This window comes from Butyrivibrio proteoclasticus B316 (assembly GCF_000145035.1).
GTDB lineage: Bacteria > Bacillota > Clostridia > Lachnospirales > Lachnospiraceae > Butyrivibrio > Butyrivibrio proteoclasticus.
Window position 1 is genome coordinate 412,800 of sequence record NC_014387.1, and the last position, 17,870, is coordinate 430,669.

A 17,870-nucleotide genomic window follows, 5' to 3' on the forward strand; every position below is an offset into this window, starting at 1 on the left:
TATGAGCGCAAAAATAATTAAGAAAAGAAAGCCAAATAGATCAATTGCTGGCGATATAGCACTTTACTTCTTCCTGTTGTTGGTTGCCTTTGTAATGGCATTCCCAATCATATATGCAGTGAGCAGTGCTCTTAAGCCTTTGGATGAATTGTTCAAATTCCCGCCTAAGATTTTCGCACAGCATCCTACACTTGATAACTTCTCAGACTTATTTGTAACAATGGGTAAGTCATGGGTTACATTTACAAGATACCTGTTCAACACAGTATTTATTACATTTGTTGGAACAGCAGGACATCTTATCATAGCTTCAATGGGAGCATTCGTACTTGCCAAGTACGAATTCCCCGGAAACCAGACATTCTTCAAGATTGTAACAGTAGCTATGATGTTCACAGGTTGGGTTACAGCAATTCCTAACTACCTGATCCTGAACAAGCTCGGTTGGATCGATACTTATTGGGCAATCATCATTCCGGCATTTGCTTCACCGATGGGACTCTTCCTTATGAAACAGTTCATGGAAGGACTTCCTACAGCACTTATCGAAGCTGCCAAGATTGATGGCGCAAATGAGTGGACAGTATTTTCAAGGATTGTTATGCCAAACGTTAAGCCTGCATGGATGACACTTATCATCTTCTCTGTTCAGGGCTTGTGGAACAACAAGGCATCAACATACATCTACTCTGAGGAAAAGAAAACTCTCGTATTTGCACTTCAGCAGATTCAGAGTGGTGGTATCGCAAGAACAGGTCAGGGAGCTGCGGTTCTTGTAGTAGTAATGATAGTTCCTATTTTGATTTTCGTATTCTCTGAGAGCCAGATCCTCGAGACAATGGCTAGCTCAGGACTTAAGGACTAATTTGAAAGGTTGAATGCATATGCGTAAAAAGAATTTCTTTTTAAGAACTGGAATGGCAATACTTGCGATAGCATCCGCATTTCTTCAGCCACTTCAGGTTAAGGCCAACACAAACGAAGGTAGTTACACATACAACTATGACTACTGGGGCGATTACATGGACAGTGCAGACTTTTACAACTCCTGCAAAGTGTTCACATCTACTGAACTTGGCCTTGATACCAAGCTCAAGAATCCTCAGGGATTATTTGCAAATGGCAATACACTTTATTTGTGTGACAGTGGAAACAACAGAATAATAGAGCTTAACAGGGTTTCACCTGAGCAGATGGAAGTAGTAAGAATAATTGATTCCATTAAGGGGGCAAATCCTTCTACTCTCAATAACCCGACAGATGTTTCTATATCAGAGGATGGAAATATATTCATTGCTGATAATGGGAATGCAAGAATTATTAAGGCTGACAAAGATCTAAATTATATAATGGACTTTGTTAAACCAACAGATAACACACTTGATCCTAAGCTGGTATTCCAGCCAACCAAGCTGGCAGTTGATACAGCAGAACGTGTTTACTGTATAGCGACAGGTATCAACAAAGGTCTTATCAAATATGAGAATGATGGTACTTTCTCAGGATTTGTAGGAGCTACACCGGTATCTTTTGACTGGACAGATTATATATGGAAGAAACTCGCTTCTCAGGAACAGAGAGCCAAGATGGAATCCTTCGTTCCTACAGAGTATGAGAACATCTTCATGGACTATGAAGGCTTCATATATGCAACAAAAGCTCGTACAGAAGATCAGGCACATGACGATGAAAATGCTGTTAGAAAATTAAACCTTCTTGGTAGCGACATCCTTGTTTCTAACGGTGACTGGTCAGTAGGCGGAGATCTTTATCTGGGATCCGGCGGTGGTTATGAGGGTCCATCAATACTCACAGACGTAACTGTAATGGACAATGACATTTATGTATGTCTTGACCGTAACAGAGGAAGACTTTTTGGTTATGATGATCAGGGCCGCATGGTGTTTGCCTTTGGTGGTAACGGTAACATGGATGGTTACTTCAGAAGACCTTCAGCTATCGATCATGTAGGTCACGAGCTCTACGTAGTAGACAGTCTTGACTGCTCAATCACAGCCTTTGTTCCTACACAGTTCGGAGAGCTTGTATATAAAGCCATCGAAGACTTCGATAAAGGTAAGTACGAAGAGTCCGGAGAAGCATGGCAGGAAGTTATGAACCAGAATGGTAACTATGATCTTGCTTACATCGGAATCGGAAGATCACTTCTTCGTCAGGAACAGTATGAAGAAGCTATGAAGTACTTTGAACTTAAGTATGATGCGGAAAACTATTCCAAAGCATATAAGCAGTACAGAAAAATCTGGGTAGAAGAGCACATCTTCTGGATAGTACTGGTAATACTGTTATTGTTCCTTGTTCCTCTATCAATTGGCAAGGTCAAGGCAATCAGACATGAGATAGATACAGCAGATATATTTGTTCTAGAGAAAAAAGGGTGAGAAATATGATAGCAAATACAAAACAATTAGATAATCCTAAAGATAAATATTTTGACTCCCTGAAATTTGCGTTCTATTGCATTACGCATCCACTAGATGGTTTCTGGGATCTGACTCACGAAAAGAGAGGAACTTATGCAGCTGCCAACACGATTCTTTTCCTTACACTTTTGATCCGTGTTCTCAAGCTGAGATTTACTAGTTTCCTTTTCATTCAGGTTTACTGGGAAGATTTGAATATTTTCCTCTACCTTGCAAGTATCCTCTTCCCATTGGCTCTTTGGGTTGTAGGTAACTGGGGACTTACCACTTTGTTTGATGGTAAAGGAAGGCTCGGACAGGTTTACATGGCTACATGCTATGCACTTACTCCTTATCCGCTCATCCAGTTCCCACTTATGATTTTCAGTAACTTTGTAACAGTAGACGAAGCCGAATTTTACAGCGTAGTAAGTGCTTTATCACTTGTCTGGGCAGCTCTTTTGGTAATAGCAGCCATGGGACAGATTCATGAGTACTCAGCCGGCAAGAACCTTTTGTTTACTGTAGCTACACTGTTTGCAATGCTAGTCATGATCTTTATTCTGATGATCTTCTTTAGCATGATTTCACAGGGAGTTGCGTATTTCATTTCCCTGGCAAAAGAATTGATGTTCCGAATGTAGGAATGAAGGGGTGACCAAGTTGAAAAAAGATAAAAATAAAAAGCAGAATGCATTTACTCAAAAAATATTGGAGGGCTTTTTAAAACTTCTCCCTTCAATCATAGTTCTTTTGATAATAGTTGGAGCTGCTCTTTATGTAATAAATACAAAAGCTCCTACAGAGGTTAAGGAACCGATTCCACCATATGCCTTTGATGGCAATGATAAGCCGGTAGTTATCGATAACGGACAGCTCAAGCTTACAATGGATCCGGCAACGACAGAGTTCACTGTTGAAGTTAAGGACAGCGGCAAGGTTTGGTATTCAAATCCCAAGGATGCAGCAGAAGATACAGCAGCCCTTGATGATCAGAAAAACTACCTTCAGTCTCCATTTATCCTGTCCTACTCAATCACACAGGGACTTGAAACAACTTATAACTCTTTTGCCTTCAGTGCTCAGAACGGAATTTATGAGATAGTTCCCGGAGAGAATGAGATCAGAGTTAACTACTCACTTGGTAGTGTCCAGAAGGAGTTCACAATTCCTCCTGTAATCACCAAGACAAACTTCGAAAAGTTCATGGGTAACCTTGATAAAAAAGAAGTAGATCTGATCAAGCAGTACTACAAAAAGTACGATATCAACAAACTGACACCAAAGGATAACAAGGATGAGCTCCTTGCAAGCTATCCCGTACTTGAGACAGATGTTATCTATGTACTTCGTTCAGGAACCAAGGATAACGTACGTAAGACAATTCAGGATAAGTTCGAAGCAGCAGGATATACATATGATGATTACCTTGCTGATAAGGAACTGGATTTTTCATCTTCTTCATCAGACACACCTGTTTTCAACGCAAGCGTTATTTATAAGCTTGACGGAAAAGACCTGGTTGTAGAAGTTCCATTTAAAGATCTGGACTTCGATCCTGAGACACCTATTTACACTGTAACTCCACTTCCGTACTTCGGAGCTGGCGGACCTGAGGATCAGGGCTTCATGCTGGTTCCTGAAGGCGGCGGAGCAATCATAAACTTCAATAATGGTAAGACATCACAGAGTAGTTACTACACTAACGTATATGGTTGGGACATGTGTCTTTCAAGAGATGCGGTAGTACACAATACAAGAGCTTACTACGGAGTATATGGTATTTCAGAAGGAAATGATTCCTTTGTATGTATTCTGGAAAACGGCAGAAGTTATGCTTCAATCCAGGCAGATATCGCTGGTAAGAATCACAGCTACAACTTCGTAAATGCCAAGTACAGCGTTTGTCAGAGAGAGCAGTACGACGTAGGTGATATTGCTAACAGTGAAATCTACGAGTACGCAACAGACCTTCCTGATGAAACAATTACTCAGAGATACAAGTTTGTTAACTCAGGCAGCTATGTAGATATGGCCAAGACATATGGCGAATATTTACAGAAGGAATACGCAGGATACCTTGATCTTGTAAGTGATACAAGTACTCCTGTAGCAATCGAGATGGTTGGTGCCATCGATAAGGTTAAACAGATTGTTGGTGTTCCTGTTTCAAGACCACTTAAGCTTACAAGCTATTCAGAAGCATCAAATATTCTTGATCAGCTTACAGCAGCAGGCCTTACAAATATGCACGTTAAGCTTTCAGGCTGGTGCAACGGTGGTGTTCAGCAGAAGGTTCTTTCCAAGACCAAGACAGTTGGAGCCCTTGGAAGCAAAAAAGATCTTCAGAATCTGATAAGCACTGCAGAAGCAAATGGTAACACAGTTTACCTCAATGGAATTACACAGTACGCATTTAACAGCAATATTTTAGATGGTTTCTTCTCATATAGAGATGCTGCTAAGTTCATCAGTAAAGAGAGAGCTGAGCTGTATGAGTACAGTAATGTAACATACGGACAGAGAGAAAATGCAGACCACAAGTACTTCCTGCTTCACACAGACGTTGCTAACAAGTATGCAGACAACCTTGTAAAAGCTTCACAGAAATATGGCGCAGGTGCATCATTCCAGGATCTAGGAATGGACCTCTCATCTGACTTCTATAAGAAAAAGACATACAGCAGAGAGGCAGTTCTGAATGAACAGGTTGCCAAGCTTGAAAACTACAATAACAATGGAACTCCACTTATGATCAACATGGGTAATGACTATGCAGTTCCATTCTGCCAGATGGTTACAGGCATGGACCTTAGAGGAAGCGAGTACACAATAATTGATGAGTGCATTCCTTTCTACCAGCTTGCAGTACACGGAAGAGTTGATTACACAGGAAGAGCAATCAACACATGTGGAAACATGGAAAATGAGATCCTTTATTCAGCAGAGTATGGCGCAGGCCTTTGCTTCGAACTCATGAACGAAAGCTCTTTTGCAACTCAGAAGACTCTTTACACACAGTACTACGGAGCATACTTCGATGCTGTTAAAGATAACCTCGTAAACATTTACACCAGATACAACAAGGAGCTTGGTCATACCTTTAATCAGGAAATGACAGGTCATGACAACCTTACATCTGATGTATCCTGCACAGAATATGCAGATGGAACCAAGGTATATGTTAACTATGGATACAGTGATTACACTGCAGACGGCGTTAAGGTTCCTGCAAGAGATTACGTTGTAACAAGATAGTCACATAAGTTACTGGTCAGAAATGGCCAGTAACAAAAGATAAGAGAGGCATTTATCATGAGTAAACAAAAGAATAAGTTAGCCGGCTTGCAAAAGCGTAAGGCTATATCGGGATATCTTTTCATATCTCCGTTCATAATCGGTTTTCTGGTCTTTATGGTCAAGCCGCTTTTCGAGTCTTGTTACATGAGTTTCTGTGAGGTTAATCTTGCAGCCGGAAACGTTACAAAGACTCTGAATGGTATTACAAACTACATATTCGCTTTCAGGGTTGATCCTGAATATAACAGACTTCTGTGGGAAGAAATAACCAGAATGATGGTTTATTCCCTGGCAATCATAGTATTTAGCTTCTTCGTAGCGCTGATCCTCAATCAGAAGTTCAAGGGAAGAGCACTTGTAAGAGCGATTTTCTTCCTACCGGTTATTCTTTCTTCCGGCGTTATCATCGGACTTGAATCTAACAACCAGCTTATGGATCAGCTTGCACAGACAATTGAGCAGACAACTCAGGGCATAAGTGTTACAGATGCTCTTGAGGAAGTCCTCAGAACAGCAGGTATTGGTGTAAGAGCTTATGAGAAGGTATTCGAAGTTATAGATAATATTTATGATGTAGCTCTTTCATCAGGTATTCAGATCATCATCTTCCTGTCAGGACTTCAGACAATCTCATCAAGTATGTATGAGGCAGCTGATATAGAAGGATGTACAAAGTGGGAGAGCCTTTGGAAGATCACATTCCCAATGATCAGTTCACTGTTCCTTGTAAACTGGCTCTACACAGTAGTTGATTTCTGTATGAGAACTGATAACGAAGTTATTAAGAAGATTCAGAAGGTAATGATCGATCAGCAGCAGTATGGTAATGCATCAGCGATGTCATGGATTTACTTTTTGATAGTTCTGGCATTCGTAGGAGTAACATCATTCCTGATTTCTAAGAGGGTTTATTATTATGACTAATGTACAAAATACAACTGAATTCAAAAAATTAACATTTTGGGAAAGAAATAAACTCTCTGGTGGTTATCTGCTTCAGAAAGTAGTTATGGAGAGAGCAGTAAGCATTATAAGATTCATTCTTTTATTCGGAATGTGCTTCCTGATCCTTCAGCCAATCTTCAACAAGATATCTGTCAGCTTTATGACAGAAAAAGACCTGTATAACCCTATAGTAGTTTCAATCCCTGAGCATTTCACAACTGCAAACTACAGACTTGCAGCTGAACTTATGAGCTACAAGAGCGCAGTACTTAATTCACTTCTTATTTCATTCACAATCGCTGCTCTTCAGATTGCAGTTTGTACACTTGTTGGATATGGATTTGCAAGATTCGAATTTCCGCTTAAGAAATTCTGGTTCGTAATGGTTATTCTTGTAATCCTGATTCCACCACAGACAATTGCCAGCTCACTTCACTTGCACTTTAGATACTTTGATATCTTAGGAATATTCAAACTTATCACCGGAGAAAGCATTAACCTCCGTGGTTCCAAGATTCCTTACTATCTGATGAGTGCAGGCTGCATGGGACTTAAGAATGGATTGTATATCTACATGATCCGTCAGTACTTCCGTAACATCCCCGGAGACCTTGAAGAGGCCGCTTATGTAGACGGATGCGGAACACTTAAGACATTCATCAGGATCATGCTTCCACAGGCAACACCAATCCTTACATCTTGCTTCCTTTTCGCATTTGTATGGCAGTGGACAGACGGATTCTATTCCAGAATGTTCCTTGGAAATACCAAGCTTGTCAGCACAGGCCTTTCAAGAATCGTAGACAGCCTTGGTGCTTATATCCAGAGAATTAACGGTGTTAAGACTACAATTTCTGTTGCTTATTCTAACTGTATCCTTGCAACAGGAACACTTATGATCATCGTTCCACTTATCGTTCTTTACCTTTTCGCTCAGAGATCATTCGTAGAGAGTATTGCTGCTACTGGTATAAAAATGTAATTTTAGCAATATTTGAGAAGTGTGGGAATAAAATAGCAATAGTTGGTTATCGGAAAAACATGCACAAACTTATAATATAAGTTAGTAGTTTTTTCGTTAAACATATCCTAAGGGGATTACATTAACAAGGAGGATTAGAGTATGAGAAAGTCTCTAACAACAAAAGCAACAGCTGCTATCGCAGCAGCAGCTATGCTCACAAGCATGGCAGGATGCGGAGCTGAGACAGCACCAGCATCAACAGACACACAGCAGCCAGCTGAAACAACAACAGAAACAGCTGAGACAGCTACAGCAGAAGCTACAACAGAGGCAGCTGCTGAGGAAGCACCATCTGACGAGTATGACCCATATCAGGTTATCACAGATGCAGATGGCAACCCAGTAGATCTTGGTGGTATGGAAATTGTTATCCGCGACTGGTGGTCAGGTGATCCAACAGAACCACAGAATGAGTATGAAGAGGCTGTTAAGGATTACCATGATTGGCTTCAGGAGACATACAACTTCACACTTACACAGACAGCTATGTCTGACTGGGGTTCAACACCTACAGATTTCGTAGATTATGCTACAACAGGTGGCGATGAGAACTATATCTTCACACTTCGTGATGATCCAGCTATCACATCTGCTATGGCTAACGGTCTTATGTATGACCTTTCTACACTTGATTGCCTTGATTTCTCACAGGACAAGTTCCAGAGAAACCTTCTTCACGAGCAGTATGGTAAGGGAGATGCAATCTACGCTATGTTCGCTGGCTATTCAGAGGCACGTACAGGCGTTTACTTCAACAAGAGAATCCTTACAGAGGCTGGTATCGATCCTGAATCTATCTACGATATGCAGGCTGATGGAACATGGACATGGGATAAGTTCGAAGACCTTCTCTCAAAGGTTCAGCAGGATAAGGATAACGATGGTACAGTAGATATCTATGGTCTTACACTTAACGAAGGTGTTATGACAACAGAAGCTGTTTTCTCAAACGGCGGTTCTTACATCGACAAGGATGCTAGCGGAAAGTTCGTATACAACCTTGAGTCACCTGAGACACTTGAAGCTCTTGAGTGGACAGTTAACATCTTTGATAAGTATGATGCAGAAGTAGCTAACCCAGAGGGTGCTGAGTGGGATTACTACAAAGAGCAGTTCCTTAACGGTCAGGCAGCATTCCTTGTAGAGGATGAGTACGCTGGATGCCCAGGTAACTTCCTTGAGGATATGCAGGATGAAATTGGTTTCGTAATGTTCCCTAAGGGACCTAAGATGAACGACTACATCAACGTTTGGTCAAACAACCCAGTTGCTATCCCTGCTTGCTATGATGCAGACAAGGCTTGGAAGCTTGCATTTGCTTGGAACCTCTGGACAAACGCTCCAGCTGCTGAGTACGTTGATTACAACGGATACCTTTCAACAGCTAGAAACGGTAAGTTCGATGAGAGAGCAGTTGATGAGACAATCCAGATGATGACAGAAAAGGGAACAGTTGCATTCCACGGAATGGTTCCTAACCTTAACCTTGGTTCTGACTTCGTATGGAACATTGGACCTGGCGCTGTAGTATCAGAGCAGGTTGAAGCTATCCGTGATACATGGAAGGCTTATGTTGACGAAGCTAACAAATAATTAGAGCTTTTATAGGGTTTTAATAAAGGATTTTTGAGGCGGCGTCGTTTGGCGCCGCCTTATATTTTTATCTTATGGGAAATTGATCCGCACCAGGTACATGTTACATATATCATGAATTTATTGTGTAACCGAATATTAGATATGTATTAACGAACTACTAATTAAGGGGAAATTTTAAGATGGACGCAGTTGAAGTAAGAGGACCCAAAGCACCTAAGGATCCTATCAAGAAGAAACCATTCTTTTTTATAATGCAGGGTAAAGAAATATATGGTGCACCTCAGCCTGACGGAAGAGGCATACAATTTATTTACGAAAGTGATGGAAGACTCATTGATGCAGCGAGGCTTTCTGGAAATATAACAGATGACTATATGCTTGGTCTTCTCAAGACTACTGAAGGCTTTAGGAAAATGGTACATTCAATTGGAGTAAGTGTATCAGGCAGAGTCAAAGAAGAAAAAGTAAGATTTGTTTTTCAGATGTATGGAGCAACTCAGAGCGATCCAACATCGACACAGATAACCCTCGATTTCGAGATGGATGGAATGGAGAGAATCATCAAAATGTCTGACGTTGATTGGAAGGAGTCAGACAAGGAACCCGGTCAGATCAGATTTGAGTTCCCAACACCTGGTATTCAGGCATCCGTAGATGTAAGATTCTACCTTAATAACGGATTTGTTGCACCAATCCAGCCCATGGAATCTATGGTTGATTTTGAATCAAAGAACTATTCTGACATGATCAGCCACAGTCTTATGCAGATGGGAAATACTGCAAGACTTGAAAAGGTTCTTCAAAAGGCAGGAAAAGGCGAGGATGTAACACTTGGATTTATCGGTGGTTCAATTACTCAGGGAGCAGGAGCGATTCCAATTCATGAAAAGTGCTATCCCAGAGTATTTGCAGAGAACTTTGAAAAGAAATACGCTAATGGCGGTCAGGTGACACTTATTAAGGCAGGTGTCGGCGGAACCCCTTCAGAGCTTGGAATGGTCAGATTTGAAAGAGATGTCCTAAGAGGAGGCGTGAGAAAGCCTGATCTTATTGTAATTGAATTTGCTGTTAATGATGAAGGAGATGAGACCAAGGGTGTTTGCTACGAGAGCCTTGTGCGTAAGGCACTTGCACTTCCATGGAAGCCGGCTGTAGTGTTACTCTTTGCCGTATTCTCTTTTGACTGGAACCTCCAGGACAGACTGGGCCCGGTTGGTGTACGCTACGACATTCCTATGGTTAGTATCATGGATGCTGTAACACCACAGTTTAACCTTCTTCCTGAGGATGGAAGAGTAATATCCAAGAATCAGTTCTTCTATGATGTTTATCATCCAAGTAATCTGGGACACCAGATCATGAGCGATTGCCTGATCCATCTTATGGATGAAGTAAACGGCAAAGCTACAAGCCTTGATACAGGAATAGATGAGACTGAGCTTTCCAAGATTCAGCCTATAATCGGTGCTGATTTTGAGAATGTTGAACTAATCGACAGACACGAGCTTGCAAGACTTAAGAAAAAGTATCACATCAGCATGCTTGAAGAAGGCTCTTTTAACAACATCGATAAGGAACTTCAGATGGTCGAGATGGATACAAACATTGAGCCTGTTCCTGAGTTCCCATATAACTGGGCTCATTTACCAAAGAGCGTTCAGAATTCTGACAGCGCATCAGATGAGGCTATAGATAACGCAAGTTTTAAAATGAAGATCACATGCAGTAAACTTCTTCTTTTGTTTAAGGATTCCGGAAGCACTGTTTACGGTACTGCAGAAGTTTATGTCGATGATAAGAAGGTGATGGATGCTGATCCACTCAAGGTTGGCTGGACTCACTGCAACGCAGTAATTTTATTTGACGAGAATAAATCAGCTTCACATGTAATAGAAATCAAGATGGCTCCAGGCATGGAGAACAAGAAATTTGCTATTCTTGGATTTGGTGTAGTGGAGTAATAATAAGACTTTCTAGAGAGATTCAAGATTCTATAGGTTTGTTGGAAGAAATAGTTTTGATATAAGGATATACCCCAGCGTTAGATGCCTTTGGCAGAAGCGCTGGGGCTTTCTGTTGCACAAGAGCGGCAAGCAATGATACCTGTCAGCCGCATGAATATTGAAGGGACCATTGCGGCTAATGCAAATAAGTAAAGACTTGAAGCGAGTTAGCCGCAAAAGTTTAGATAGTCATAATGCGGCTAATAGCAAATTGAGAAAGATCTGAATCTGCTTAGCCACAGAAGTATAGAAAGTCCAAATGAGGCTAAAAAGTAAATTATGTGGACAATTTTTTTTCAGCCACATAAAGGATTACACAGTGAATGAGGCTGATGGAACTCTTGAATATTTCTGAGATTATAAGCTACATTTATGGCAATAGAGTAATTGAGGCTTATGATGGGTTGGGAAAATCAATATTTCATTAGCCACTTGTACGTGACTTTACAATTTTCGGCTAATTCCTTCAGTAAACATTCAAGTAAAATCAAATAAATCGATTATGACTATTAAGTCTTCTGTTGACAACATGGTCCGAGATGGAGTAAACTACTTTTCAATTTCTATATGTTTCTTAGATAGTGTGCGTCTGTATCTGACCTTCAAATGCACATTCCACCAAAACATATTGATTAAATTATATAATTGGTGTCATTTGTACCGATGACAGTTAGTTCTTATATTTGGTAAGACATAGAATTCTTCTATGACATGGATTTATCAGATTAATAAATTAGAATGAAAGCAAAATGTCTACCGTTTTTATTATTCTGCTGATATCGAGTATACGTACCAATAGTAAGAATATAAAAGAAAGCGGAGCAGTACTTAGACTAAAATGAACATAGAAGAATTAATTAACGAGCAAAAGCGTATAAATGACATTTTGTCAAAGGCAAAAAATGATATAGAAAAGTCTCCGGAAGGAACTCTGAGGATAACTAGATCAAAATCAACTCCATGCTATTACTATCGCAAGAATTCATCTGATCGCTCAGGTACATATATAAATGCAAAAGAGATTGATCTTGCCAGGAAGCTTGCTCAAAAAGGATATGCCATGGACGTAATTCGTTATCTGGAGCCTATGGCAGGATTAATTGATAATGTAACTCAAGCCTATAGAGATAGTAGTATTCACACCATCACTAGTGGGTATAATGAGGCTAGACGCAAATTGATCACACCCTATGAACTAAATGATGAAGAATACATTTCGGAATGGATTAGAAAAACTACAGAACAATTACAGAAATACAAACAGAGTAAAGACTATATAGCCCATAGTCATGTAGAAAATCTTGCATTTACAACTGCTAAGGGAGAGACGGTAAGATCTAAATCAGAGGTTATCTTAGCGGATACGTTTCTGAGATACGGAATTCCTTACCAATATGAACTCCCATATGTATATCGTGGAGAGGTAGTTTTTAGACCGGATTTTACTATTCTTAATGTTAGGAAAAGAAAAATCGTATATATAGAACATTTTGGTAAAATGGATTCAGAAAGCTATAGAGATTCATTTTTCTGGAAAATGAAAAATTTTGAGAAATGGGGACTGATTCAGGGAAAGAATCTTCTTATGACATTTGAAGATTATGAGCATCCCTTCGATATAGCAGCCTACATTAAAGACATTAAGTATCTGTGTACAATGTAAAAACTTATGATATTAGTCGCTATCTTGATCAGATATACTCCTTGTTTTTATTGGGCAAAAGATGGAAAATGAGTATTAATGCAGAATTGCGTGAGTAACAATAATAAATATACGAAAGAATAAGAGAAAGAAAACATGTATTCAAATGCTTCATTAGATTTCCTTGAAATGCTCAAGAACAGTAAAACAAAAGAGCCGGATACGAGCAAACCAAAAACGAATGATTCAAAGGCAAAAGAAATAGGTAGTAACCAATTGATCACGGTTATAGATACAGAGACTAACTGGCGTGATGAAGTTATGTCAATTGGTGTAGCTCTTGCTGATGCTGATAGTTTCAAATGTGTTGATACCAGATACTACATAATTGATCCAGAATACAAGGTGGGTGGTATTTACTCTAATGTCATAAATTACCATAGTAAAAATTATGGAGACAAGGACACGCGAAATAATCAGACTGAGGGTGTCAGTAATGAGTTCAAAGGAGCTGCTAATATATCAGCACCGATTGGAAATAGCGAAATTGTCTGCTCTCGAAGTGAGGCATTAAATGATATTGTACAGTTTCTGGAAAACAACAATATAGCCAAAATATTTGCCTACAATGCCAAGTTTGACTATTCGCATCTGAGGGAATTATCTGCGTTTGAGTGGTATGACATAATGAGACTTGCTGCCTACAAGCAGTATAACAGAGCAATTACAGAAGAAATGCCTTGTTGTAAGACCGGTCGTCTTAAGACAAATTATGGAGTTGAACCAATAACCAGGATGCTTTCAGGAGATAGCAGATATTGTGAAGTTCATAATGCTATTTATGATGCTGTGGACGAACTCAGAATAATAGAACTTTTAGGGCACGCACTTGATCAGTATTCCTGTGCCAGAATAAACTGATCAGTTGAAATGCAAGCAGACAGAAAGCGATGTTTGAATATGGTAAAAAAGTGGCCTGAGACAAAAGGTGTCGCTATCTGAGCAAACACCTCTTGTCTCAGGCCCGGTACTACACAGAGTAGTTATTTAAGTGCATTCTCCAGATCTGCAATAAGGTCTTCTTTATCTTCAAGACCACAGCTGATCCTGATAAGTCCTGCAGGAATTCCGGCTGCAGCAAGCTGTTCATCAGTCATCTGGCGGTGAGTAGATGTTGCCGGGTTCAGGCAGCAGGAGCGGGCATCAGCAACGTGAGTTTCAATTGCAAATACCTTGAGCTTCTTCATAAAGCTCTCTGCAGCGGCGCGTCCACCTGCAAGTTCGAAGGAAACAACTCCGCATCCACCATTTGGAAGATACTTCTTGGCAAGTTCGTAATACTTATCTCCCTCAAGACCGGGATAATTAACCTTAACAACGCCTGGCTGAGACTGAAGGAACTTGGCAACTGCAAGTCCGTTTTCAACGTGCTTTGGCATACGAACATGAAGTGACTCAAGTCCAAGATTTAATATAAATGCATTCTGAGGAGACTGGATACTGCCAAAGTCTCTCATGAGCTGGGCTGTACACTTAGTGATGAAAGCCCCTTCTTTACCAAATTTCTCTGCATATGTAATTCCGTGATATGAATCATCAGGCTGGCAAAGACCAGGGAACTTGTCTGCGTGAGCCATCCAGTCGAAGTTGCCTGAATCAACGATAGCACCGCCTACACCTGCGCCATGTCCGTCCATATATTTGGTTGTAGAATGAGTTACAATATCAGCGCCCCACTCGATAGGTCTGCAATTAACAGGAGTAGGGAATGTGTTATCCACTATAAGCGGAACTCCGTGGCTGTGAGCAGCCTTGGCAAATTTATCTATGTCGAGAACTGTAAGAGCAGGGTTTGCGATAGTTTCGCCAAATACAGCACGAGTATTATCTTTAAATGCTGCATTTAATTCCTCTTCTGACGCATCGGGTGAAACGAATGTTACTTCAATTCCCATCTTGGCCATAGTAACGGCTATGAGGTTAAAGGTTCCGCCATAAATAGATGAAGAAGCTACGATATGACTTCCGCACTCGCAAATATTGAACAGGGCAAAAAAGTTAGCTGCCTGACCTGAAGATGTGAGCATTGCAGCACATCCTCCTTCAAGAGCAGCAATCTTGGCTGCTACATAATCATTAGTTGGGTTCTGAAGTCTTGTATAGAAATAGCCTGAAGCCTCCAGGTCAAAGAGCTTACCCATATCTTCGCTTGTATCATATTTAAAAGTTGTAGACTGGATAATAGGAATCTGACGTGGTTCGCCGTTTCCCGGTGTATATCCGGCCTGTACACATTTTGTTCCGATTTTCTTATCGTTCATGGTATTGGTCTCCTATCTCAAAAAAATGTGATTTGAATCATCATATTCAAGTTATGGCAGAAAAAGAAAAGATATTAACTGCACACGCTAATAACTTTATCACATTTTGGTCTATTCTGACAGACTTTATCGCAATAAAGAAGCAAAGTTTTTATATTCTAAAAATAGTTCAAAAAAATACGCATAAAAAATTCGTGAAAAAGTGATAGAAAACATGCTCAAATATCAGCATTTTTGAGTGCATTCAAAACTGACTAATCGTATATAATTGAGTATGATATCATGAATGTTTCATTCAAAAATGTATGAAATTAACTGAGCACTACAGGCTTATAGTTAATGTACTGGGGGCTTTTGGGGGAAAATATGAAGGATTACATTTATTGGCATTTACCTGGATTTAGTGTATTCAGGGATCTTAACAGCACTCTTATCGATCTGATGAGGGAGTTTCCGAATAGTTTTTATGATAATTATCGCGTTGGAAGTGTATACGGCACATTTCCGGGAGCAATCTGGAATGGCGGCAGAACAGTTCTTGGCTTTTGTCCCAAGAATGAGATTGAGCGCACCATTAAACTCTTTAACTCCAAGCATGTTCCAGTGCGTTTTACCTGGACCAATCCGCTTATAGAAGAAAAGCATCTAAACGATACCTACTGCAATCTCATCATGAGACTTGCTGATAATGGAGAAAATCAAGTCCTTGTGAACACACCGGTACTTGAGGAGTATCTGAGAAAAGAGTATCCGAATTTTAAGTTTATATCCTCAACAACCAAGAGGATCACAGATCCTGACAAACTCCATGCAGAGCTTGAAAAAGACTATTTTATGGTGGTTCTTGATTATGATATGAACCACGACGAAGAAATACTTAAAAGTCTTGAGCCGGTAGCAGAAAGAGTGGAGATACTTGTTGATGAAATCTGCTTTCCTAACTGCCCAAGACGCCTTGAGCATTATCGCGATGAAGCAGCCAAGCAGCTTGAATACGAGATAGCGAGGCCTTTTAACTGCCCTAACAGACAGGAAAAGAAATCCTTTGCGGACTGCATGAATAAGCCTGCCTTTATTTCCAAAGAGCAGCTAAGAGACTATATAGATATGGGCTTTAGGAATTTCAAGCTTGTAGGAAGAGGTCTCCCTCAAAGTCTTGTACTAGACTCATATATGTATTTCCTGGTAAAGGAGTCAGATCAGGATTTTATCAGGAATCAGATAAATAAGCGCCTTGCTAATATCGCGGAGAAACGCGCAGCAGCAAGACGCAGATGAGCTTGTGATAATATATTAGATATGTAGAAAGAGCTGCAGTACCAGATGATTTTTATCATTTAAAACTGCAGCTTTTGCTATTTAAGACATTACAATATTTCTAAGTTTCCTTGTGAGATTACCGGTACCGTAGTCACGCATCTGTGTCATCATAAGGAGTGTTGTTCTGGACTCGGGGTCGTTCATAAAGTAAGCGCCAAGCCATCCGTCCCAGCCATACTCGCCCTTGTTACCAATGATAAGAGCCTTGGCAGGGTCTACAAGGATTCTCATGAGATTACTGTATGTGTGACCTTCAAGACCATACCAGTTATCAAAGGCATGCTGAGGACCATCCATAATGGCACTATTTGTCATAAACTCTACTGTTCTGGGAGTCAGTATCTGATTTCCATTGTAAGTACCGCCATTAAGAAGCATCTGACCAAAGTGTGAATAGTCATCAAGTGTTGAGAAAAGACCTGCACCGCCGGATTCAAATCTGTTCTTATTACCATCTTTTCTGATGATAAGGTTATCTCCATTTAATTCACTAAAGTCGCCATTTTTTACTTCATATGCAAGAGCGAGACGGTTCTTTTTATCTTCAGGAACGTAGAATCCGGTATCCTTCATATCAAGTGGATCAAAGATTCTCTCTTTGAGGAAATCGCCGAATTTCTGGCCTGTAGCCTTCTCTATAACAGCTCCGAGTACGTCAGCACTTGTGCCGTATTGGAACTGAGTTCCGGGAATGAACTGAAGGGGAAGTTTACCGATTTCTTCCGCAAATTCAAGTGTAGTCATCTGATAGTCTTTGCGGCTGTTATCGACAGCAGAGGAAGAATCAGATGTGTTCTCGTAAGGACACTCAAGCCTTCTGATAGCATCAGCAAATAAAAGAGAAGTAGCTCTTTCTGCAGGAGTATTCATGCCGGGATAAACAAGTCCTGATGTCATGTTCAGAAGATCGGCTATACGGACAAACTTATCCCAGGGAAGCTTTCTAATCTCACCATCAATAAGGCAGGTCTGATCCTTGAAGCTGTCAAAATAGTTTGCGACAGGCTCGTTGAGATCAACGATTCCATCCTGTACTAGAAGCATGGCGGCGGCAGCAGTTATTGGCTTGGACTGAGAGTACAGATGAACGATAGTATCTCTGTTCATAGGAATGTCCTCACCTATGTTCGCATGTCCGCTCTGGGCATAATGTGTTTCTTTCCCATCCTGAATAACTAAAAGGTTAACACCGGCCACTTCTTTATTTGCAACAGCTTTGTCCATAGCAGCCTGAATCAGCTTATTTTTATCTCTCATTTCTATTCACCTCAATACAAAAAAATAGTACTAAGATTC

13 protein-coding genes are annotated in these 17,870 nt (G+C 40.4%); 11 read left to right on the forward strand and 2 right to left on the reverse strand.

Features of this window, described 5'->3' with window-relative positions; genetic code table 11:
• Position 1 precedes the first annotated feature (1 nt).
• The 10 genes from BPR_RS01600 (at position 2) to BPR_RS01645 (ending at position 13,854) form a co-directional block, all read left to right on the forward strand.
• Positions 2-865 (forward strand): carbohydrate ABC transporter permease, encoded by an 864-nt coding sequence (locus tag BPR_RS01600; protein ID WP_013279712.1) that lies wholly within the window; start codon positions 2-4, stop codon positions 863-865.
• 19 nt (positions 866-884) lie between these two features.
• Positions 885-2,402, forward strand: a complete 1,518-nt coding sequence (locus BPR_RS01605; protein ID WP_167531131.1) for an NHL repeat-containing protein — start codon at positions 885-887, stop codon at positions 2,400-2,402.
• A gap of 5 nt (positions 2,403-2,407) precedes the next feature.
• Positions 2,408-3,067, forward strand: a complete 660-nt coding sequence (locus tag BPR_RS01610) for a Yip1 family protein (RefSeq protein WP_013279714.1) — start codon at positions 2,408-2,410, stop codon at positions 3,065-3,067.
• Positions 3,068-3,086: 19 nt separating this feature from the next.
• Positions 3,087-5,681, forward strand: a complete 2,595-nt coding sequence (locus tag BPR_RS01615; RefSeq protein WP_042256338.1) for a DUF5696 domain-containing protein — start codon at positions 3,087-3,089, stop codon at positions 5,679-5,681.
• Between the two features lie 57 nt (positions 5,682-5,738).
• Positions 5,739-6,647: a carbohydrate ABC transporter permease gene (locus BPR_RS01620; RefSeq protein WP_013279716.1), complete on the forward strand. Its 909-nt coding sequence runs from the start codon at positions 5,739-5,741 to the stop codon at positions 6,645-6,647.
• Complete coding sequence (locus BPR_RS01625; protein WP_013279717.1) at positions 6,640-7,650, forward strand: carbohydrate ABC transporter permease; 1,011 nt, start codon at positions 6,640-6,642, stop codon at positions 7,648-7,650. The genes BPR_RS01620 and BPR_RS01625 overlap by 8 nt, the downstream gene beginning before the upstream one ends.
• Positions 7,651-7,791: 141 nt before the next feature.
• Positions 7,792-9,285 (forward strand): ABC transporter substrate-binding protein, encoded by a 1,494-nt coding sequence (locus tag BPR_RS01630; protein ID WP_013279718.1) that lies wholly within the window; start codon positions 7,792-7,794, stop codon positions 9,283-9,285.
• 182 nt (positions 9,286-9,467) lie between these two features.
• On the forward strand, positions 9,468-11,249 hold the full coding sequence (locus BPR_RS01635) for an SGNH/GDSL hydrolase family protein (protein WP_013279719.1): 1,782 nt from the start codon (positions 9,468-9,470) through the stop codon (positions 11,247-11,249).
• A gap of 880 nt (positions 11,250-12,129) precedes the next feature.
• Positions 12,130-12,954, forward strand: coding sequence for a PDDEXK family nuclease (locus BPR_RS19430; RefSeq protein WP_013279720.1), 825 nt, complete (start codon positions 12,130-12,132; stop codon positions 12,952-12,954).
• Positions 12,955-13,089: 135 nt separating this feature from the next.
• The gene (locus tag BPR_RS01645; protein WP_013279721.1) at positions 13,090-13,854 is read left to right on the forward strand and encodes a 3'-5' exonuclease family protein; all 765 of its coding nucleotides are present in this window, start codon (positions 13,090-13,092) and stop codon (positions 13,852-13,854) included.
• 122 nt (positions 13,855-13,976) lie between these two features.
• Here BPR_RS01645 and BPR_RS01650 read toward each other — a convergent pair whose 3' ends face one another.
• Entirely contained in the window at positions 13,977-15,254 is a 1,278-nt protein-coding gene (locus tag BPR_RS01650; protein WP_013279722.1) for an O-acetylhomoserine aminocarboxypropyltransferase/cysteine synthase family protein, read from the reverse strand.
• A gap of 366 nt (positions 15,255-15,620) precedes the next feature.
• Here BPR_RS01650 and BPR_RS01655 point away from each other — a divergent pair, with 366 nt between their 5' ends.
• Positions 15,621-16,532 (forward strand): hypothetical protein, encoded by a 912-nt coding sequence (locus tag BPR_RS01655; protein ID WP_042256341.1) that lies wholly within the window; start codon positions 15,621-15,623, stop codon positions 16,530-16,532.
• Between the two features lie 81 nt (positions 16,533-16,613).
• On the opposite strand, the gene BPR_RS01660 is transcribed toward BPR_RS01655, so the two are convergent.
• Complete coding sequence (locus BPR_RS01660; RefSeq protein ID WP_013279724.1) at positions 16,614-17,831, reverse strand: serine hydrolase domain-containing protein; 1,218 nt, start codon at positions 17,829-17,831, stop codon at positions 16,614-16,616.
• Positions 17,832-17,870: the final 39 nt, after the last annotated feature.